The following is a 19,715-nucleotide window of genomic DNA, read 5'->3' on the forward strand; positions in this document are numbered from 1 at the left end:
GCGTGAACCGGACCTTGGACCGCAGCCCCCGACCCCGCGGCGCGCGATGGCGGAGGGCGCTCGCCACGGCCGCGCTGCTAGCGGGAGCCGGGCTGGTCGCCGCTCCCGCGGCCTCGGCCGCCGCCGACTACACCCAGGCCGCGGTGGCGGCGGGTGCGCAGCAGGTGCAACTCACCTTCACCCCCGCCAGCCCGGCGCGCTACGTCGACGTGCACTACACGGGCGTGCCCGGCGCCGGGCAGCAGAACGTGCGCATGACGGAGGGCGGCGGCAGCTGGCGCACTACCGTCGGCGGGCTCGGCAGCGGCAGCGTGCTCGACTACTGGTTCACCTACGAGAAGAACGGGCCGCAGTTCGACACCACGCACTTCACGTTCACCCAGGGCGGCGGCACGCAGGCGGGCTGCCCGGCGCAGCCCGACCAGCCGGACTTCGGGCCGAACGTGCGGATCTTCGACCCGGGCATGTCCGCCGCGTCGATCCAGGCGCAGCTCGACGCGGACTTCAACGCCCAGAAGGACACCCAGACCGCGCAGTTCGCCGACCGTCGCGTCGCGCACCTGTTCAAGCCCGGCACCTACGCCGTGCACGACGACGTCGGCTTCTACACCTCGGTCGCGGGCCTCGGGCGCAACCCCGACGACGTGACGATCAACGGAGACATCACCGTCGACGCGTTCAACGCCTCCGACCAGGGGGTGGCGCTGCAGAACTTCTGGCGCTCGGCCGAGAACATGGCCGTGAACCCCTCCAGCGGCAACGACCGGTGGGCCGTGGCGCAGGCCGCGCCGTTCCGCCGGATGGACATCCGCGGCGGGCTGCAGCTCTACCCGGCCAGCTTCGGTTTCGCCAGCGGCGGCTACGTGGCCGACACCCGCGTGTCCGGCCAGACGGCGTCGATCTCGCAGCAGCAGTGGTACACGCGCGACTCGGCGTTCGGCAGCTGGGACGGCGGCGTGTGGAACATGGTCTTCTCCGGCACCACCGGCGCGCCGGCGACCACGTTCCCGAACCCGCCCGAGACGACGCTGGCCACCACGCCCGTCTCGCGCGACGTGCCCTACCTCTACCTCGACGGCGCGAACTACCGGGTGTTCCTGCCCGCCCTGCGCACCAACGCGTCGGGCCCGAGCTGGGCCGGCGGCTCCACCCCGGGCACGTCGCTGCCGATGAGCCAGTTCCGCGTGGTCAAGCCCGGTGACACCGCGGCGTCGATCAACAGCTCGCTGGCCGCCGGCTGCAACCTGTTCTTCACCCCCGGCGTGTACCACCTCGACCAGACGCTGAACGTCACGCGCGCCGACACCGTCGTGCTCGGCATCGGCTACCCGACGCTGGTGCCCGACAACGGGGTCGACGCCATGCACGTCGCCGACGTAGACGGCGTCCGGGTGAAGGGCCTGCTGTTCGACGCCGGCACCACGAACTCGCAGGCGCTGCTGACCGTCGGCACGGCCGGGTCGCACGCCGACCACGCGGCGGACCCGACGACGCTGCAGGACGTGTTCTTCCGCGTCGGCGGTGAGCTCGCGGGCAAGGCCACCACGAGCCTGGTCGTGAACAGCGACGACACGATCATCGACCACACCTGGGCCTGGCGCGCCGACCACGGCAACCCCGGCACGGTCGGCTGGACCACCAACACCGCCGACACCGGGGTCCTGGTCAACGGCGACGACGTGCTCGCGACCGGCCTGTTCGTGGAGCACTACCAGAAGTACCAGGTGATCTGGAACGGCCAGCGCGGCCGGACGATCTTCTTCCAGAACGAGATGCCCTACGACGTCCCGGACCAGGCGTCGTGGAACGCGCCCTCGGGCGTCGCCGGGTACGCGGCCTACAAGGTCGGGGCGAACGTGACCTCGCACGAGGCGTGGGGCCTGGGCAGCTACTGCTTCTTCGACACCAACCCCGCCGTGTCGAGCTACCACGCGTTCGAGGTGCCGGACACGCCCGGCGTGCGGCTGCACAGCCTGCTCACGGTCTCGCTGAACACCCGCGGCAGCATCACGCACGTCGTCAACGACACCGGCGCGGCGACGCCGTCGGGCACCGTGCCGGTGAACGTGGTCAGCTACCCCTAGCGGCGCGCGGCGGGTACGAGGGCTCTTCGCCGGCGTTGCTCCGGCGAAGAGCCCTTTTCGTGTGTCGAAGTGCCCTTCGGCCGTTCGTGTAACGGGTGACGAGAGGGAAGGATCGAGCCATGAAGCAGTACCTGCTCAGTGTCTACCAGCCCGACGGACCCACGCCGTCGGCCGCGACGCTCGACAAGATCGTGGACCGGCTGGACGCGCTCAACAGCGAGATGAAGGCCGCCGGCGCGTGGGTGTTCTCCGGCGGACTGCACGCGCCCGGTTCGGCGACGGTCGTGCGAGCCGGGGACGGTGACCTGCTCATGACCGACGGCCCGTTCACCGAGGGCAAGGAGCACCTGGGCGGGTTCACGATCGTGCGGGCGCCGGACCTCGACGCCGCGCTGCGCTGGGCCGGGCGGATCGCCGAGATCACCACGCTGCCGGTGGAGGTCCGGCCGTTCCAGGGCGAGGCCTGAGCGTGTCCACTGTGGACGCCGATGCGCTGGACCGGGTGTTTCGCGCGGAGTACGGGCGGACCGTGGCGGTGCTCGTGAAGGTGTTCGGGGACGTCGACGTCGCCGAGGAAGCGGTGCAGGAGGCCTTCGCCGTGGCGGCGAGCCGCTGGCCGACCGACGGGCTGCCGCCGAGCCCCGCGGGCTGGCTGGTGACCACGGCTCGTCGCCGCGCGCTGGATCGCCTGCGCCGCGAGTCCTCGCGCGCCGACCGGCACGCGCAGGCCGCGCTCCTGCACGCGACGACGGAACCGGCCGAGGAGGGCCCGGTGCGTGACGAACGGCTGCGCCTCATCTTCACCTGCTGCCACCCGGCGCTCGCCCGGCACGCCCGGGTCGCGCTCACCCTGCGGCTGCTCGGCGGCCTGACCACGGCCGAGATCGCCCACGCGTTCCTCGTGCCGGAGCCCACGATGGCGCAGCGCATCTCGCGCGCCAAGGCCAAGATCCGTGACGCCGGCATCCCCTACCGCGTCCCCGCCGACGCCGACCTGCCGGATCGCTTGGGCGCCGTGCTGGCCGTGGTGTACCTGATCTTCACCGAGGGTCACACGGCGACGTCCGGTGCCTCGCTGGGGCGCCCCGACCTGGCGGCGGAGGCGATCCGGCTGGGGCGGGTGCTGGCTTCGCTGATGCCCGACGAGCCCGAGGTGCTGGGGCTGCTGGCGCTGATGCTGCTGGTCGAGTCACGCCGGCCCGCGCGCACGGGTCCCGGCGGTGCGGTGGTGCTGCTGCCCGACCAGGACCGGGGTCGCTGGGATCGTGCCCTGGTTTCCGAGGGCCAGGACCTCGTGCGCCGCTGCTTGCGCCGCGATCGGCCTGGGCCGTACCAGCTGCAGGCCGCGATCAACGCCGTCCACAGCGACGCCGCCACCGCCGCGGCGACCGACTGGCGGCAGATCGTCGAGCTGTACGACCACTTGCTGCTGCTGACGCCGACACCGGTGGTGGCGCTGCACCGCGCGGTCGCCGTCGCGGAGGTCGACGGTCCGGAGGCGGCGCTGGCCCTGGTGGACGCGCTGGGTCTGGACGGCTACCACCTGTTGCACGCCGTGCGGGCCGACCTGCTGGCGCGCACGGGCCGGGACGGCGAGGCAGCGGCCGCGTACGACCGGGCGGTGGAGCTGGCGGAGAACGCCGCCGAACGGGACTTGCTGGAACGCAAGCGCGCCGCCCTCACCGGCGGCTAGGCGGACCACGGGCGTTCGGGCATCGACTGCCGCCGGCGGCGCCGACAGCGGAGGAAGGCGCCGACAGCGCGAGCCGGACGGCTCAGGCCGAGTCTGCACCGCAGCAAGGAGGTCCGCTCTTTGCCGCGGATGAGCGGGATCGGCCGCGGCGGTGGGACCGCGCCTGCGGATCGCTAGGCGTGGCGGACCGCGTGCAGCGCGGCGCGCCGCCAGGCCGCCGCCGTCGTCGGGGCCACGAGCGGGCGGGCACCCGGCACCGTCATCGGCTACAGGTCGGCCGCGGCGACCGTGAGGTCCCACGCCGGCAGCGCGAGCTGGTGGGCCCAGGCCGCCTCGACGATGGTGCGGACGGCCTCGTCTCCGCCGGTCGTCAGCGCCGGGGCGAGGGCGGCGTGCGCCGCGGGTGTGAGGGTGGGGCCGGCGAGCAACCGTTCGGCTTCGCGGCGCAGGCGGGTTTTCGCGGCCGGCACGGACAGGTCGTGGGCGGGGCTGTCGGCGTAGACGTCGCGGGCCAGATCGCGCACGAGGGCCTGGCGGTCAGCGCCGGCGAGGACCTGTTCGACGAGCTCGGCGCGGGCGTCGGGGCTGCAGTAGATGCCGAGGTCGCGCACCACGTCGGCGGGATCGCCGGCGGGGTGGACGAGGTTGAGCAGCGCGTAGCGGCCCAGTTCGGTGCGCAGGCGGCCCGGTTCGCGGGCGGCGGGGTCGCCCGGGCCGACAAGCTCCGTGAGGCGGACCGGCATGGGCAGGTCCGCGAGCGGACCCTGGTCCCCGGCGGGGGCGACGACCAGCAGCAGCGAGTCGGTGCAGCCGGCGCAGTGGTCGGCGATACGGCGCAGCTGCGGGGTGGCGGTGTTCCACTGGAAGTACCACAGCGCCCGCAGGGTCACCGGGGTGAGCCGCACGCGGCGGGCGCCGACCACGCGGAAGCCGTTGTCCGCCAGCCAGTCCATTGTGGACATGATCCGGCGGGCGGCGATCGCGTCGGGCTTGAGCAGCAGCAGCCCGTGGGTGCTCGCGAAGCGCCCGACGTCGCCGGTGAGGGCGCGCAGGTGCTCGAGCGACTCCTGGAAGTAGGTGTCGGCCGCGTACCGGGCGCGCTTGTCCGCGTCGCGGGTCAAGGCCTCGCGCGGCCGCTGTCCGTCCTTCTCGTGCCCGCTCATGGCATCCGCTACCTTCCGGGTGGTGACCAATGTCCCAGGGCGGGACCGGGGAAAACCCCAGAGCCGGGCGCGCTCGCTAGACTCGGGCGGCGATGCGACGATTCCGGTGGTGGTGGGGGGCCCTGGTCCTCGCCTGCGTGGCTGTGCTCGCGGGCTTCTTCGCGTTCTCCGGGCCCGGGCTCAAACCGGGCCAGCCGCTGCCGCGCAAAGGGCCGCCCGGCACGGGCCCGCTCACGGTGGTCGCGATCGGCGACAGCACCGTGTCGGGTGAGGGCGCCGGCGACTACACCCCCGACACCGACGGCCGCAACGGCGACTGGTGCCACCGCTCGGCCAACGCGTTCGTGCAGAAGGTCCGCATTCCGGACGTCACGGCGCGGGTGAACCTGGCGTGTTCGGGTGCGCCGGCGGAGCAGGTGTCGCTGGGTGGCGTGAAGCAGTGGGGTGAGCAGTCGCAGGCGCAGCAGCTGGCCGCGGTGGTGAAGAACCACCGGGTGGCGGCCGTGGTGATCGCGATCGGCGCGAACGACGACCCGAAGTTCTCCACGCAGGTGACCGACTGCTTCAAGGCGTGGTTCACGGCGGGGGCGCCGTCGTGCAACGTGGCGCTGCGGCAGACGTGGAAGTCCAAAGTGGACGCGATGGTGCCGAAGGTGGTCAACGCCGTCGGCGACGTGAAGAAGGTGCTGGCCCAGGCGGGTTACGTGCCGGCCGACTACCAGCTCGTGCTGCAGTCCTACGCCACGCCCGTCGCCACGGACGTTCCGCCGGGGTTGCAGAACCTCAACGGCTGCCCGTTCCGCACCGACGACCTGCAGTGGATCTCGACCACGGGCATCACCACGCTCTCGGCGGGCCTCAAGCAGGCCGCCGTGCAGTCCGGCGCGCGGTTCCTGGACCTGGCGCGCGCGGGCGAGCACCACGAGGCGTGCAGCGGCGGGGCGAACCCGGCTTCGGAGTGGTTCACCCGCCTGACGCTGCACCTGAGCGATCTGGGTCAAGCGGACCGGGCGCAGCACGCGCTGCAGGAGTCGTTCCACCCCAACGCCGCGGGGCACGCCGCGATCGCCGACTGCCTCTCGGAGTTCCTCGCCGGGCGCGAAGGCAACGCCGCGTGCCTGTCCGGGCCCGACGGCAAGCTCCACGCCGTGCCCGAGGTCGCCGACCGCTGAGCGGCGGCGGCCCTAGAGGTCGAGCGCGGCCCGCAGTGCGACGTCGATCTGTTCCTGCACTTCCTGGTCGATCTCGGCGATGCGCTCGTCGAACCACGGCCGGTACAGGCGGGTCAGGTTGAGTGTGGAAACCCAGTACCGCGCGTCGATCGCGACGCCCAGGATGTCTTGCGGGTCGCGGTCGAGCAGTTCGGTGCCGAGCAGCCAGGGCCGCTCGGACTCGTTCACCCCGTCCGAGGACAGGAGCACCACGGTGCGTTCCCTGGCCGGTTCGGTCGGGGGGTGGTACGTCCAGACTTCACCCCTGCGCACGCATGTCCTTTTCCGCCGCCGTCCGTTCCACCTCGTCCGCCTCGGCCGCCGGCGCGGTCGGCGCCTGCTGCGGGGTGTAGCCCGTGCGCACCGCCTCCCGCCGGGCCGCCTTGGACAACCAGGACGAGACCGAGATCCCGTGCGCTTTCGCAGCTCGTTCGGCGAACTCGAGCGCACCACTGTCGAGAGAAAGGGTGACCTTACGTGTTGCCATACCTTTTATCGTACCAGCGGTCGGGCCTGGAGGCGCCACAGTGACGTCACCTCCCCGGCGCGGGCGGCGTGGAGGGGGTCCTCGCGGGCAGCCGCCTTCGGGTGGCGCGGTGTCGTGTCCATGCGGCCGACCACGCGCAGGCCCGCGGCGCCGACGAGGTCCAGGAGTTCGGCTCGGGTTCGGAGGCCGAGGCGCTCGGCCAGGTCCGAGAGGACGAGCCAGCCTTCCCCGCCGGGTTCGAGGTGCGCGGTCAGGGCGGTGAGAAAAGCCCGCAGCATGCGGCTGCCGGGATCGTAGACGCCTTGCTCCAGGTCGGACACCGGATGCGCGGGCAGCCACGGCGGGTTGCAGACCACGAGATCGGCTCGCCCGTCCGGATACAGGCCGGGTCCGCGCACATCGATCCGGGCGGTGCGGCCCAGCCGGGTGGTGTTGTCGCGGGCGCACGCGAGGGCACGCGGGTTGCGGTCGGTGGCCGTGACGCGGGCGATGCCGCGACGCGCCAGCACGGCGGCGAGGACCCCGGTGCCCGTGCCCAGGTCGAACGCGGTGCGCGTCAGCGCGGGCAGGGACGCCTGGGCCACGAGGTCGACGTACTCGCTCCGGGTCGGCGAGAACACCCCGTAGTGGGGATGGATGCGGGCGCCGAGAGCCGGGACCGGAACACCGCGCTCACGCCACTGGTGCGCACCCATCACACCGAGCAGCTCCTGCAGGGCGAGCACGCCAGGGCCGGTCGCAGGCCCATACGCCTGGCGGCAGGCCTCCCGGACGTCCGGCGCGCCGCGCACGTCGAGGCGGTACTCGCCGTCCACGGCGACGAGCACCTGCCCCAGAACCCGGGCACGGTCCCGGCGCGCCCGGCGGTGGGCGCGAAAGGCCTCGGCCGGGTCGTCGACGGGGTGCGGGGCTCGCCGGTCCAGCCGGCGGCCCATGGCCGCCAGCAGCCGGCGGGCTTGGGGGAAGGTCCCGCGCCACAGCAGGGCCGTGCCGGCGCGGGCGAGCCGGCAGGCGGTGGCGGCGGAGCAGTCGTCGTCGACGGCGGTGAGGCGCGGCGGGGTCGGGAACGGGGGCATCTCGGGCTCCTCGTGATCGGACGTGCGGGTACACGGCGAGCACTTCGGCGCACGAACGAGGGACCCCCGCACCAGGGCGGGGTTCGAGAAGCGGAGAAAGGTCCGGCTATCGCCTCGGCGCCGAAGTGCGCGAGGAGCGGTCGCCGACCACCATGCCGAGTGTCACGAGAAGCCTTTCCGCGAGCCGATCCGCGGGGCCGCAGCATGGCACTCGCGCGCGAGCGGCCGCCACCGGATTTCCGCGGCCGTCCGGACCAGCGGCGATGAACCCACCGCGGTGGTTCAGGCCGGACTGTTCCCTGCGGCCGCGAAAATGATCTTCGGCTCTCCCGCGGTCACCGGGGTTCTGGCGTCGGAGTCCGAAGGGTTCGTGCGGTGCACCGGCCGCACGGTGAGCTACGGATTTCCGCGGCCCGAGCCGGCCCAGGACAACCGGCACGACCGCGCCTCTGGGATCGGGCACGTCCCGCCCCGGGCCCGCGGCGGAAGGTGCCCGATCCGGTGTGGCGGTACTCGCCGAGTGAGGAGCGGGGCACGGGGCCGGCCATGCCGACGCCGCCGGAGGTGGTGCGGTTCGATCCCGGGCGGCACTTCGAAGAGCTGATCCGCGCGGAAGTCGACCGGTGGTGAGAGCACGTACCGAGGCGGGTGACGCGGCACGTGGTGTCGATGCCGGACGACCGGCCCGGGGTTCTCGGTCAGTGGGGTTCGGCCTGCTCGGCGGGCCGGGTCGGGCCGGACGATCGGCGACGATGGCGAGGTTGAGATCTCCGTGGTCGACCCCGGGGCCGCCATTACCTCGACTTCGGCTGCGATTCCGAGGCGACCCCGATGCCGAGGACGGCCGGATCCTCCACCGGCCCGGGGAAACGCACCCCCAACGGCTCCCGCGGGGGTGCGCTCGACGGTGGTGCAGCGCCCGGTGGTGGCGCTCCCGGCACGGGGAAGCACCACCACCGGGCGTCACAACGTCGGCGAACGCCCTTCGAACGGCGTCGACAGCACGACCGTGGTGCGGGTCGACACCTTGGCCGCCTCCCGGATCCGCCGCAGCAGGTCCTCGAGCCCGAGCGGCGAGGCGACCCGGACCAGCAGGATGTAGGACTCGTCGCCCGCGACCGAGTAGCAGGACTCGATCTCCGTGATGTGCTGGATGCGCTGCGGGTAGTCGTCGGGTGCGGCCGGGTCGTTGGGGGTCAGCGAGATCAGCGCGGTGAGCGGGAGGCCGATCTGCTCGCCGTCGAGGCGGGCGGTGTAGCCGAGGATCACGCCGCGCTGTTCCAGCCTGCGCACGCGCTGGTGCACGGCCGACACCGACAGCCCGACGCGTTCGGCGAGGTCGGTGAAGCTGCGCCGGCCGTCGGCGGCGAGCTCCTGCACGATCGCCTGGTCGAGCGGCTCGAGGGGGCCGCTCATGCTTCGAGCACGACGAGGTCGTGCGGCCGCGTGTTCACGGCCTCGACGCCGGTCTCGGTGACCACGACGATGTCCTCGATGCGGGCGCCCCAGCGGCCCGGCTGGTAGATGCCCGGCTCGACGCTGAACGCCATGCCCGGCTCCAGCGGCAGGGCGTTGCCCGCGATGATGTAGGGCTCCTCATGCACGTCGAGGCCGATGCCGTGGCCGGTGCGGTGGATGAAGAACTCGCCGAAGCCGGCGGCGTCGATCACGTCGCGCGCGGCGGCGTCGATGGACTCGGCCGTGGCGCCGGGGCGCACGGCGTCGACCGCGGCTTGCTGGGCCTGCTGCAGCACGGCGTAGGTCGAGGCGACGTCGGCGTCGCGTGGTTCGCCGACGGCGTAGGTGCGGGTGGAGTCGGAGTTGTAGCCCTCGGGCAGCGGGCCGCCGATGTCGACCACGACCACGTCGCCGCGCTCGATCACGCGGTCGGAGACGTCGTGGTGGGGGCTGGCGCCGTTGGGGCCGGAGCCGACGATCACGAAGTCGGCCATCGTGTGGCCCTCCTCGACGATGGCGGCGGCGATGTCGGCGCCCACCTCGGCCTCGGTGCGGCCGGCGCGCAGCCACTCGCCGACGCGGGCGTGCACGCGGTCGATCGCGGCACCCGCGGCGCGCAGCGCGGCGATTTCGGCGGCGTCCTTGCGCATCCGCAGCTCGCGCACGACGGGACCGGCCAGGGTCTGCTCGGCGTCACCGAGGGCGGCGCGCAGGGCGAGCACGTGCAGGGCCGGGGTGAAGTCGCTGACGGCGACGCGGCGGGCCTTGCCGAGCCGGTCGGCCACCAGCCGGTAGGCGTCGTCGCCGTCGACCCAGGTGAGGACCTCGATGCCGAGCTCGGCGGTGGGCACGTCGGCGTAGCCGGGGGCCTCGAGCTTGGGCACGACGAGCGCGGGCACGCCGTCGGCGGGCACCACGAGGGTGGTGAGGCGCTCGAACGACCCGCCCGCCTGGCCGAGCAGGTAGCGCAGGTCGGAGCCGGGGGCGATGAGCAGGGCGTCGGTGTCCGCGGCGGCGGCCGCCTTCGCTGCGCGGTCGAGGCGGGCGCGGAGCGCGGCGGCGTCCGGGGCGGGCGTGTGGAGGGATCGGCGCGACATGCGGCTGAGCCTAGTACCGGCGCGCGTGGCCACCCGTCACCCGGGCGGGGCCGGAGTTTCGAACAGCGGCGGCAACGCCGTGAGCATCAACGCGGACCAGACCACGTGGGTCAGCAGCGGCGCCTGAATGCCGCCGGTGGCCCGCCGTTGCAGCCCGAACAGCGTCCCCATCACGATCGACGCCAGCACCAGCGCCGGGTTGCGCGTGGCCACGGTGGACAGTGCGTACACCGCTGTGGAGGTCGCCACCGGCGCGCGCGGCAGGGCGCCCTGCAGGGCGCCGCGGAAGAAGACCTCCTCGGCGGCGCCGGTGATCAGCGTCGTCGCGTAGACGGCCGGCCCCGAGCCGCGGTCGGCGTAGGCGAGCACGCCCGCGATCGCCCGGGACAACGGCGGGATGCGGCGGGCCACCAGCGCGCAGCCGTAGAACACGCCGAACGCGCCGACGGCGACCGCCACCGGTCCGGCGACGGGATGGCGCGAGGTACCCCGCGGCGGTCGTCCTGCCGCCAGGCCGCCCGCGACCCACGTGGCGGCGACGGCGCCGGTGCGCCCGTGGAAGCGGGTCGAACCGGGAGGCGTCGACAGCGACCAGCCGAGCAGGCCGGTGCCGGCCGCGGTGACCAGCCCGAGCAGCGAGCGCCGCATCACGCCGCCCGCGCGCGTTCGGCCAGTGCCGCCAGGGCCGCGGAGTCGTAGTCCATGGGTTCGAACGGTACGACGTCGCGGATCGCGGGGTCGCGCACGACCACCTCGTTGGCCATGGAGTCGATGAGGGCGCGGCCGGTGGCCACGTCGACGTCGGTCACCAGCGCGAGCCAGTACGACGACAGCCGCGGCGAGAGCAGCGGCACGGGCACGATCAGCGGGCTGCGGCCTTCGATCCGGGCCAGCCGCCTCAGCATGTCCAGGTAGGCCAGCTGTTGGCTGCCGCCGATCTCGAACGTGCGGCCTTCCGCGGCCGGCGCGTCGAGCACACCCACGAGGTAGCGCACGACGTCGGCGATCGCGATCGGCTGGGCGCGGGTGGCGGCCCAGCGCGGGGTGATCATCGCGGGCAGGTGCTCGACGAGCTGGCGGGTGATCTCCCACGAGATACCGCCGTGGCCGATCACGATGCCGGCGCGCAGCACGGTCACGGGCACGCCGGTGCCGGCGAGCAGGTGCTCGACCTGGCGGCGGCTGCGCAGGTGGGCGGACAGGTCGTCGGAGTCGTCGCCGAGGCCGCCGAGGTAGACGATGCGGCCGGTCCCGGCGGTGCGCGCGGCGAGGGCGAACGCGCGGGCCGCGGCGGCGTCCCGGCGCTCGAAGTCACGCGCGTCCAGGGCGTGCACGAGGTAGTAGGCGGCGTCGACGCCGGTGAGGGCCGTTTCCAGGGAGCGGGTGTCCTCGACGTCGCCGTGCACGGCGGTCCCCGCGCCGCTGTAGACGGCCGGGTTGCGGGTCATCGCCCGCACGTCGTGGCCCGCTTCGGTCAGGGCCTCGGCGAGGCGGCTCCCGACGAACCCCGACGCCCCGGTGACCAGTACGCGCACGCCTCACTCCCCTTCTCCCCGTTTCCGGGAGGGGTACCCGGGACTCGGCGGTGGAAACCGGACGGCGCGTCAGGCGGGGTGCTGCGCGGGCGGACGTGGCAGGCTGGGCGCGTGACCGGACCACTCGCCCTCCTCGACTCCGCGAGCCTGTACTTCCGCTCGTACTACGCGCTGCCCGACTCGATGACCGCGCCCGACGGGACGCCGGTCAACGCCGTGCGCGGGTTCACCGACACGCTGGCGCGCATCCTCACCGACCGGCGCCCGTCGCGGCTGGTGGCGTGCCTGGACGCGGACTGGCGGCCGAAGTTCCGCACCGACCTGCTGCCCAGCTACAAGGCGCACCGCGTGGCCGTGCCGGGGCACGGTGAGGGTGAGGCCGACGTGGAGGAGGTACCCGACACGCTCACGCCGCAGGTGCCGGTGATCCTCGACGTGCTGGCCGCGTTCGGATTCGCCACGGCCGAGGCGGCGGGCTACGAGGCCGACGACGTGATCGGCGCGCTGGCCACGCACGAGCAGGACGCGCCGGTCGAGGTCATCACCGGCGACCGCGACCTGTTCCAGCTCGTGCGCGCCACGCCGACGCCGGCGTCGGTCGTGTACGTGGGCAAGGGCTGGGCGAAGGCCGAGGTGCTGGGTCAGGCCGAGATCGCCGAACGCTACGGCGTGCCGGCCGATCACGCGGGCCCCGCCTACGCCGACATGTCCGCGTTGCGGGGCGACCCGTCCGACGGGCTGCCCGGAGTGGCCGGGATCGGCGAGAAGACCGCGGCGAAGCTCATCACGCAGTTCGGGTCGCTGGAGGAGCTGATCGCGGCCTCGCAGTCGGGCGACTCGCGGCTGCCGCTGAAGACGCGGCTGCGCCTCAAGGACGCGGCCGACTACCTCGCCGTGGCCCCCACCGTGGTGCGGGTCGCCGTGGACGCGCCGGTGGTGCAGTCCGGGCCGGACGCGGTGCCGACGAGCCCCGCGGACCCGGACCGGGTCGCGGAGCTGGCCGAGCGGTGGAACCTGGGCCGCTCGGTCGAACGGCTGCTGGCGGCGCTGCCCAAGGCGTGAGCGCGGCTCAGAAGTACGTGCCGCACCACGGCCGCGTGCCGGTGGCGAACAGGGTGTCGGCGCGGCCGAGCGCCGCCGGGTTGACCACGGTGATCCGGCCGGCCTGCGCGAGGGTCGAGGGGCGCCACTCGCCGAGGTAGAGCATGGCGAGGGTGTCGGCGTCGAGGCGCAGGTCCACGGCGGCTTCGGTGCGCTCGGCTCCGTCGGGACCGACGCGGTAGCGGCCGCGGTTGGCCGGCAGCAGCCGATCGTCCACTTCGAACACGACGGGTCGGGCCGTACCGTAGGTGCGCCCGGCGAGTGCGCCGGCGACGTCGACCAGTCGCAGCCACAGGTCGTCTTCCACCTCGGTGGTGCGGGCGCGGCGCGGGTCGGTGAGCAGCACCGAGAGGGGTTCGTCGACCGGGCGGAAGCGGGAGCTCACGCTGGCGACGAGATCGATCGAGAGCAGGAACCGCCACAGCGCGGCAATGGCCTCCGGGTTCGCGCCGTGCAGGTCGCGGACCTCCAGCAGCACCCCGTGCTCGGGATCGGCGACGGTGGTCTGGTCCACGCTCTTGAACATCGCGAACGCGTCGTCCCGGCCGTCCGGTCCGGTGTGGACGGCCACGCGGAATCCGCCTTCCCGGCTCAGCCGGCGGTTGAGGGCGATGGGCCACCAGACGTCGGGGCGGGCGATCATGCCCGGCCGGTGCAGCCCGATCCGTTGGTACAGCGCGGGAAGCTGAGCACGGGCCTCGTCGGGGTCGAGCAGCCGGACGGCGCCGCCGGCTTCGGCGCCCTCGCGCAGCCGCGCGGGGTGGTCGACGCGGACGGTGGCGCCGGAGGTGGCGATGCCGTAGCCGAAGCGGCCGTAGATCACGGCTTCGCTGGCGTGCAGGCACGCCAGCGTGGTGCCGCGTTCGGCGAGGTCGTTGAGCTGCGCGCTCATCAGCGCGGTGACGACGCCGCGGCGGGTCCAGTCGGCGCGCACACCGACGCCGTCGACTGCCGTGGCGGGCAGGACCGCGCCGCCGGGGACGGCGATCGTGGTGGCGAAACCGCTGGTGATCCCGATCGGACGGTCGTCGGCGAACGCGGCGAACTTGCCGGGCGCGGCCCACGCATCGCCGATCTGCGCCCACGTCTCGTCCGAGGCCAGGGGGCTGTGCAGTGCTTGCCCGAGCAGGTCGAAGGTGGGCCGGCGCTCGTCGTCGGTGATCGGGCGTACCACGAAGTCGGTCATGCCGCGATCCAACCAAGCCCTCGGCCCGGATGCCACGCGTTTTCCTCCGGTGCGCTACTTCGGGGCGTCGACGCGGTAGTCGCCCGCGGTGCCGGTGACCGTGATGGGCACGTGTTTCTCCGCGCCCGCGATGTCCACCACGCACTGGAAGGTGGAGCCGTCGGTCACGGCCTGGCGGTCCGGGCAGCTGACCTCGCCGACGCCGTCGATCCGGTAGGTGTCGGCGAGGATCTTGGCGACGGCGGCGTCCATGGCTTTCGCGTCGAACACGCGCCCGGGCCCCGTGGCCGACGCCGGCGTCGCGCCCGAACTGCCCGCCGATGTCTCCGAAGGCGCGGTGGTGGACGGCGTGACCGTGACGGTCTTGACGGGCGCCGCCGGGTCGGGTTTGGTCGAACAGCCGGTGGCGAGCAGCATTCCGAGACCGCACAGACCCAGCACCAGCACGGCGCGCATTCCCGCTCCTGTCCCCGATGCCCGGTTCAGGGCCCTTGGTCAAGGTCAGAAGAAAGTACCGCACCACGACGCGCGGCGCGTGCCGAACAACGTGTCCACGTGCGACACCGCGGTGTCGTCGAGGACCTCGACGCGGCCGGTGTCGGCCAGAGCCGAGGCGCGCCACGCTCCGAAGTAGAGCATCGCGAGCGAGGCGACGTCGAGGCGCAGAGCGGGGGCGGCGTCGGTGCGCTCGGCGCCGTCGGGGCCGATGCGGTAGCGGCCGTCGTTGGCGGGCAGCAGCGAATCGGTCACTTCGAGGACCACCGGTTCACCCGGGCCGTAGGTGCGGGCGGCGAGTGCGGCAGGCGCGTCGATCACCCGCAGCCACGTCTCGTCCTCGACCGCTTTGACCTTCACCGCGCGCGGGTCGGCGAAGAGCAGTTCGACGGGTTCGTCGACGGGACGGGCGATCACGGAGATGTCGTCGACGAGGTCCACCGACAGCAGGAACCGCCACAGGCCCGCGAACGCGGCGGGATTGGTGTAGTGGAACTCGAAGACCGTGAGTTTCTGCCGGTCGCTCTCGCCGTGTTCGACGTGGTAGACGAGGTAGCCGTCGACGCCGTCCGGGCCGCGGTGCACGGCGGTCTCGACGGGGCTGTCCGAGCGGCGGGCCTGGTTTTCGTTCATGGGCCAGTAGTGCGCGGGCCGCGTGATCATGCCGGGCCGAGCGGTGCCGGTCGCGGCGTAGAGGTCGGGCCAGTGCAGCAGGGCCTGCTCGAGGCCGAACACGCTGATCTCGCCGCCGGCCGGCGCTTCCGGGCGCAGCCGCGCGTGGCGGCGGTCGACGACGAGGTTGCGGCTGAGGGTGGCGACGCCGTAGCCGTACCGGCCGTAGATCGCGCCCTCGGTGGCGTGCAGCGACGCCAGCACCACGCCGCGTTCGGCGAAGTCCTGCAGCTGCGCGGTCTGCAGGGCGCTGAGCACACCGCGGCGGGTGCGACCGGCGCGGACGCCGACCCCGGTCACCGCCGCGAGCGGCACGCGCGCGCCGCCGGGGAGGACGACCTCGTGGTCGGCGGCGCGCACGGTGCCGATCAGCTCAGGGTCGAACGCGGCGAACACGCGCGACTCCTGCAGAGCCTTGCTGATCCGTGCCCACTCCTCGTCGCTGCCGGCCTTGACGTGCAGCGCGCCCCGGAACAGGTTCCAGGCCGCGCGCTGCTCGTCGGCGGAGGACAGGAGTCGTACGGTGTGATCGCTCATGCCGCGATCATCCTGTGGCCCGCGGGGTGCGGGCCACCGAATTACCCGGCTTCACTTTTCAGGCTCGATCACCGCGCGGGTTACTGGGCCGCCGGCGGCGAGACCTCGTAGTTGCCGTCGCTGCCCTTGACCGTGATCGGGACCTGCTGCGGCTTGCCGTTGATGGTCGCGGTGCACTCGAACTTGGCGCCGTCCTCGACCTTCTGCTCGGCCGGGCAGGTGACGCCGGTGACGCCTTCGATCTTGTAGGTGTCGGTGAGCAGCTTCGCGACGTCGGTCTGCATCTGGGTGTTGTTGAAGACCTCGGTCTTGAAGAAGCCGGGGGCGACGAACCCGAGGATCGCGACCACGGCGACCACGACGATCAGCGCGCCGATGCCGATGAACAGGCCGCGCTTGGACTTCGGCTCTTCACCGGTGTCGCCGACGGTCTGGGTGACGGCGGTGGCCTGGCCGTAGTCGTACTGGTTGCCGGTGGGCTGGCCGTAGGGCTGCTGGGCCTGCGGGCCGGTCTGCGGCTGGCCGTACAGCGGCTGCTGCTGCGGGCCGCTCTGCGGGTAGCCGCCGGGCTGCTGCCCGTACTGCTGGGGCGGCTGCTGCCGGTTCGGGTCGTAGGGCTGGCCGTACTGCTGCGGGGGCGGCTGCTGGCCCCACTGCGGCTGCTGCGGCGACTGCGGGGGCTGCTGCTGGGGGTAGCCGCCGGGCTGCTGGCCGTACTGGGGCTGCTGCTGGGGCTGGACCCACTGCGTCGGCTGCGAGTCGTAGGGCTGCTGGGGCTGCTGGCCGTACTGCTGCGGGTTGTAGGGCTGCTGTTGCTGCTCCTGCGGCCCGCTCGGCGGGTAGGCGCCGCCCGGCTGTTGCCCGTATTGCGGCTGCTGCCCGTACTGGGGCTGCTGCTGCGGGTCGTTGCCGCCATACGGCGTGCTCATCGTTCGCCTCCGCCTTGATTGCCTGCGGCGGCGACCTCCTCGGGAGGGGTCGCTGCCCACGGTGTCGAGCGCGATCCAACCACAGGTCGAGGCCGAGCACACGCGTCCACGCGCACCCTGTCCGAGCGGTGACCTCGACCTGCCCGCGAACGCCCCGCGGCCAAGGCGCGCGCTTCAGGCAAAACAGTCACGCTCCACCGGCCGCGACGACACCGCGGCGCAGGGCGCGCACGGCTTCCGCGGCGGCGGCGCCGACCGGGTCGGCTTTGCCGAGGACGTCGCGGATCTGGTCGAGCAGGTCGATCACCTGGCGTGACCAGCGGACGAAGTCACCGGCGGACAGTTCCTGGCCGTTGGTCTCGGCGGCGGTGAGGACCTTCTCGAGCGATTCGCCGCGGGCCCACCGGTAGACCGGCCACGCGAAGCCGGCGTCGGGTTCGCGGGTGCGGTCGAGGTGGTGGCGGCGTTCGTCCTCGGTGAGGTCGACCCACAGCTTGGTGGTCTCTTCCCAGGCCTTGGGCACGGAACCGCCGGGCAGGCGCGGCTCCCCCGCCGTGTCACGGCGGGCCTCGAACACGAGCGTGGACACGACGGCCGCGAGCTCGGCGGCGCCGAGGCCTTCCCACACGCCGTGGCGGATGCATTCGGCCGCGAGCAGGTCGGACTCGCTGTAGAGGCGGGCGAGGCGGTGGCCGTGTTCGGTGACGCGGTCCTCGCCGGTGCCGGGACCGAGGTAGCCGCGTTCGCCGAGCAGCGCGAGGATCCGGTCGAACGCGCGGGCCAGCGAGTGGGTGGTGGCGGCGACCTTGCGTTCGAGCTGCTCGGTCTCGGCCTGCAGGCGCTGGTAGCGCTCGACCCAGCGCAGGTTGGCCTCGCGTTCGGCCAGGCCGTGGCAGGGGTGGGCGCGCAGGGCGCGCCGCAGGGCGTTGAGCTCCGCGTCGTTTCCCTGGCTCGTGCGGCGCCGCTGGCGCCCGGGCAGGGCGATGCCGGAGTCGCGCAGTGCCGAGGCGATGTCGCGGCGGGTCTTGGGCGAGCGCAGCTCGAGGTGCTTGGGCAGGCGGATGCGGCCGAGCGGCTCGACCGGGGCCGGGAAGTCGGCGACCGACAGGGGCCCGGACCAGCGGTCTTCGGTGACGACCACGGGCCGCGGCTCGCGGATCGGGTCCAGGCCCGGGTCGACGACCACGGCCAGGCCCGCCCGGCGCCCGGCGGGCACGGCGATGACGTCGCCCTTGCGCAGCTTCTCCAGCGACTCGGCGGTGCCGGCGCGGCGGCTGGCGGTGTTCTGCCGGGAGAGCGTCTTCTCGCGGGCCGAGATCTTGGCGCGCAGCTCGACGTACTCGAGCATCTCGTCGAACTCGCCGGTGACCGCGCGGGCGTAGCCGGAGAGGGCTTCCTTGTTGCGGTCGATGCGCCGGGAGGTGCCGACCACGGACCGGTCGGCCTGGAACTGGGCGAACGACTGTTCCAGCAGCTCACGGGCGGAGTCGGCGCCGACCTGGGCGACGAGGTTCACGGCCATGTTGTAGCCGGGCCGGAACGACGAGCGCAGCGGGTACGTGCGGGTGGAGGCGAGGCCGGCGACCTGTTTCGGGTCGACGCCGGGCTGCCACGCGACCACGGCGTGGCCCTCGACGTCGATGCCGCGGCGCCCGGCACGGCCGGTGAGCTGCGTGTACTCGCCGGGGGTGAGGTCGACGTGGGCTTCGCCGTTGTACTTGACCAGCCGTTCCAGCACCACGGTGCGGGCGGGCATGTTGATGCCCAGCGCGAGGGTCTCGGTGGCGAACACGACCTTGACCAGGCCGCGGAGGAACAGCTCCTCGACGGTCTCCTTGAACGCGGGCAGCAGGCCCGCGTGGTGGCCCGCGAAGCCGCGTTCCAGCGCTTCACGCCACTCCCAGTAGCCGAGGACGCTCAGGTCGCCCTCGGGCAGGTCGGCGGTGCGCTCGGCGACGATGCGGCGGATCTCCTCGACCTGCTCGGGTCCGTTGAGCCGCAGGCCGGAGCGCACGCACTGCGCGACGGCGGCGTCACAGCCGGCGCGGGAGAAGATGAACACGATCGCGGGCAGCAGCCCCGCCGCGTCGAGCCGCTCGACGACGTCGACGCGCGAAGGCGGGCGGAACCGCTGTGGGCGGGGCGCGCCGCGGCGGCCGCCGCGGTTGCCGCGCATCGAGGCGGGGGCGAAGCGGCCGAGCTCTTCGGCGCGGCGCAGCAGGCCGGGGTTGATGCTCAGCTCGGCGTTCGGGTCGGCTTCGTCCTGGCCGGCGAACAGGTCCATCAGCCGGTTGCCGACGAGCATGTGCTGCCACAGCGGCACGGGCCGGTGCTCGTCGACCACGACGGTGGTGTCGCCGCGGACCTCGACGAGCCATTCGCCGAACTCCTCGGCGTTGCTCACCGTGGCCGAGAGCCCGACGACGCGGACGTGGTCGGGCAGGTGGAGGATCACTTCCTCCCACACCGCGCCGCGGAAGCGGTCGGCGAGGTAGTGGACCTCGTCCATCACGACGTAGCCGAGCTCGGGGATGGCGGAGCTGCCGGCGTAGAGCATGTTGCGCAGCACCTCGGTGGTCATGACGACCACCTGCGCGTTGCCGTTGATGGAGGTGTCGCCGGTGAGCAGGCCGACGGCGTCGCTGCCGTAGCGGGCGACGAGATCGGCGTACTTCTGGTTGGACAGCGCCTTGATGGGCGTGGTGTAGAAGCATTTGCGGCCTTCGGCGAGCGCCAGGTGCACGGCGAACTCGCCGACCACGGTCTTGCCGGCGCCGGTGGGCGCGCACACGAGCACGCCGTGGCCGTCTTCGAGAGCCTCACAGCCGCGGACCTGGAAGTCGTCGAACTCGAACGACACCTCGCCGGCGAAACGCGTCAGCTGGGGGTACTTGCCGCGGCGGCGTGAGACCGCATAGGCCTCGGCCGGGGAAGGTGAAGGGCTAGTGGCCACCCCGTCAGGGTTCCACACGGCACCGACAGTCCGCACGC

19 protein-coding genes are annotated in these 19,715 nt (G+C 73.2%); 6 read left to right on the plus strand and 13 right to left on the minus strand.

Annotation, left to right across the window (positions count from 1 at the left end):
• The first annotated feature begins 2 nt into the window (after positions 1-2).
• The 3 genes from AB0K15_RS12275 to AB0K15_RS12285 all read left to right on the plus strand — a co-directional run bounded on the left by AB0K15_RS12275 (position 3) and on the right by AB0K15_RS12285 (position 3,777).
• A complete protein-coding gene (locus AB0K15_RS12275; protein ID WP_364048677.1) occupies positions 3-2,084 on the plus strand; it encodes a hypothetical protein in 2,082 nt (693 codons plus the stop codon).
• Positions 2,085-2,203: 119 nt separating this feature from the next.
• Entirely contained in the window at positions 2,204-2,551 is a 348-nt protein-coding gene (locus tag AB0K15_RS12280; RefSeq protein ID WP_364048679.1) for a YciI family protein, read from the plus strand.
• A gap of 2 nt (positions 2,552-2,553) precedes the next feature.
• On the plus strand, positions 2,554-3,777 hold the full coding sequence (locus AB0K15_RS12285; RefSeq protein ID WP_364048681.1) for a sigma-70 family RNA polymerase sigma factor: 1,224 nt from the start codon (positions 2,554-2,556) through the stop codon (positions 3,775-3,777).
• Positions 3,778-4,043: 266 nt separating this feature from the next.
• Here AB0K15_RS12285 and AB0K15_RS12290 read toward each other — a convergent pair whose 3' ends face one another.
• Positions 4,044-4,940 carry a hypothetical protein gene (locus tag AB0K15_RS12290; RefSeq protein ID WP_364048683.1) on the minus strand — a complete coding sequence of 299 codons (897 nt, stop codon included), beginning with the start codon at positions 4,938-4,940 and terminating at the stop codon, positions 4,044-4,046.
• Positions 4,941-5,032: 92 nt separating this feature from the next.
• Here AB0K15_RS12290 and AB0K15_RS12295 point away from each other — a divergent pair, with 92 nt between their 5' ends.
• Positions 5,033-6,112 carry a GDSL-type esterase/lipase family protein gene (locus tag AB0K15_RS12295; RefSeq protein ID WP_364048685.1) on the plus strand — a complete coding sequence of 360 codons (1,080 nt, stop codon included), beginning with the start codon at positions 5,033-5,035 and terminating at the stop codon, positions 6,110-6,112.
• Positions 6,113-6,124: 12 nt separating this feature from the next.
• Here AB0K15_RS12295 and AB0K15_RS12300 read toward each other — a convergent pair whose 3' ends face one another.
• From AB0K15_RS12300 to AB0K15_RS12310, 3 genes are read right to left on the minus strand one after another with little or no spacing between them, the layout of a single operon-like run.
• Positions 6,125-6,424, minus strand: a complete 300-nt coding sequence (locus AB0K15_RS12300) for a hypothetical protein (protein ID WP_360601482.1) — start codon at positions 6,422-6,424, stop codon at positions 6,125-6,127.
• Positions 6,411-6,638 (minus strand): hypothetical protein, encoded by a 228-nt coding sequence (locus tag AB0K15_RS12305; protein WP_360601484.1) that lies wholly within the window; start codon positions 6,636-6,638, stop codon positions 6,411-6,413. Before AB0K15_RS12305 ends, AB0K15_RS12300 begins: the two co-directional genes overlap by 14 nt.
• 5 nt (positions 6,639-6,643) lie before the next feature.
• Positions 6,644-7,714 (minus strand): class I SAM-dependent methyltransferase, encoded by a 1,071-nt coding sequence (locus AB0K15_RS12310; RefSeq protein WP_364048688.1) that lies wholly within the window; start codon positions 7,712-7,714, stop codon positions 6,644-6,646.
• Positions 7,715-8,215: 501 nt separating this feature from the next.
• Here AB0K15_RS12310 and AB0K15_RS12315 point away from each other — a divergent pair.
• Positions 8,216-8,344 carry a hypothetical protein gene (locus AB0K15_RS12315; RefSeq protein ID WP_364048690.1) on the plus strand — a complete coding sequence of 43 codons (129 nt, stop codon included), beginning with the start codon at positions 8,216-8,218 and terminating at the stop codon, positions 8,342-8,344.
• Positions 8,345-8,677: 333 nt separating this feature from the next.
• Here the strand turns inward: AB0K15_RS12315 and AB0K15_RS12320 are convergent, their stop codons facing one another.
• From AB0K15_RS12320 to AB0K15_RS12335, 4 genes are read right to left on the minus strand one after another with little or no spacing between them, the layout of a single operon-like run.
• A complete protein-coding gene (locus AB0K15_RS12320; protein ID WP_009078207.1) occupies positions 8,678-9,130 on the minus strand; it encodes an Lrp/AsnC family transcriptional regulator in 453 nt (150 codons plus the stop codon).
• Complete coding sequence (locus AB0K15_RS12325) at positions 9,127-10,269, minus strand: Xaa-Pro peptidase family protein (RefSeq protein ID WP_364048692.1); 1,143 nt, start codon at positions 10,267-10,269, stop codon at positions 9,127-9,129. Before AB0K15_RS12325 ends, AB0K15_RS12320 begins: the two co-directional genes overlap by 4 nt.
• A gap of 36 nt (positions 10,270-10,305) precedes the next feature.
• Positions 10,306-10,917 (minus strand): CPBP family intramembrane glutamic endopeptidase, encoded by a 612-nt coding sequence (locus AB0K15_RS12330; protein WP_364048694.1) that lies wholly within the window; start codon positions 10,915-10,917, stop codon positions 10,306-10,308.
• Positions 10,917-11,804, minus strand: a complete 888-nt coding sequence (locus AB0K15_RS12335; protein WP_364048696.1) for an NAD(P)H-binding protein — start codon at positions 11,802-11,804, stop codon at positions 10,917-10,919. The genes AB0K15_RS12330 and AB0K15_RS12335 overlap by 1 nt, the downstream gene beginning before the upstream one ends.
• Before the next feature lie 111 nt (positions 11,805-11,915).
• On the opposite strand from AB0K15_RS12335, the gene AB0K15_RS12340 reads away from it, so the two are divergent.
• Positions 11,916-12,866: a 5'-3' exonuclease gene (locus AB0K15_RS12340; RefSeq protein WP_364048698.1), complete on the plus strand. Its 951-nt coding sequence runs from the start codon at positions 11,916-11,918 to the stop codon at positions 12,864-12,866.
• 7 nt (positions 12,867-12,873) lie between these two features.
• Here AB0K15_RS12340 and AB0K15_RS12345 read toward each other — a convergent pair whose 3' ends face one another.
• The 5 genes from AB0K15_RS12345 to AB0K15_RS12365 all read right to left on the minus strand — a co-directional run bounded on the left by AB0K15_RS12345 (position 12,874) and on the right by AB0K15_RS12365 (position 19,677).
• Positions 12,874-14,091, minus strand: a complete 1,218-nt coding sequence (locus tag AB0K15_RS12345; protein WP_364048700.1) for a GNAT family N-acetyltransferase — start codon at positions 14,089-14,091, stop codon at positions 12,874-12,876.
• Between the two features lie 54 nt (positions 14,092-14,145).
• Positions 14,146-14,547 carry a DUF4333 domain-containing protein gene (locus AB0K15_RS12350; protein WP_364048702.1) on the minus strand — a complete coding sequence of 134 codons (402 nt, stop codon included), beginning with the start codon at positions 14,545-14,547 and terminating at the stop codon, positions 14,146-14,148.
• A gap of 45 nt (positions 14,548-14,592) precedes the next feature.
• Positions 14,593-15,795 (minus strand): GNAT family N-acetyltransferase, encoded by a 1,203-nt coding sequence (locus AB0K15_RS12355; RefSeq protein ID WP_364048704.1) that lies wholly within the window; start codon positions 15,793-15,795, stop codon positions 14,593-14,595.
• A gap of 80 nt (positions 15,796-15,875) precedes the next feature.
• Positions 15,876-16,724 carry a DUF4333 domain-containing protein gene (locus AB0K15_RS12360; RefSeq protein ID WP_364048706.1) on the minus strand — a complete coding sequence of 283 codons (849 nt, stop codon included), beginning with the start codon at positions 16,722-16,724 and terminating at the stop codon, positions 15,876-15,878.
• A 187-nt stretch (positions 16,725-16,911) separates the two neighbouring features.
• Positions 16,912-19,677: a DEAD/DEAH box helicase gene (locus AB0K15_RS12365; RefSeq protein WP_364048708.1), complete on the minus strand. Its 2,766-nt coding sequence runs from the start codon at positions 19,675-19,677 to the stop codon at positions 16,912-16,914.
• Between the last annotated feature and the right edge of the window lie 38 nt (positions 19,678-19,715).

The sequence above is a fragment of the Amycolatopsis sp. NPDC049253 genome (genome assembly GCF_040678995.1).
Taxonomy (GTDB): Bacteria; Actinomycetota; Actinomycetes; order Mycobacteriales; family Pseudonocardiaceae; genus Amycolatopsis.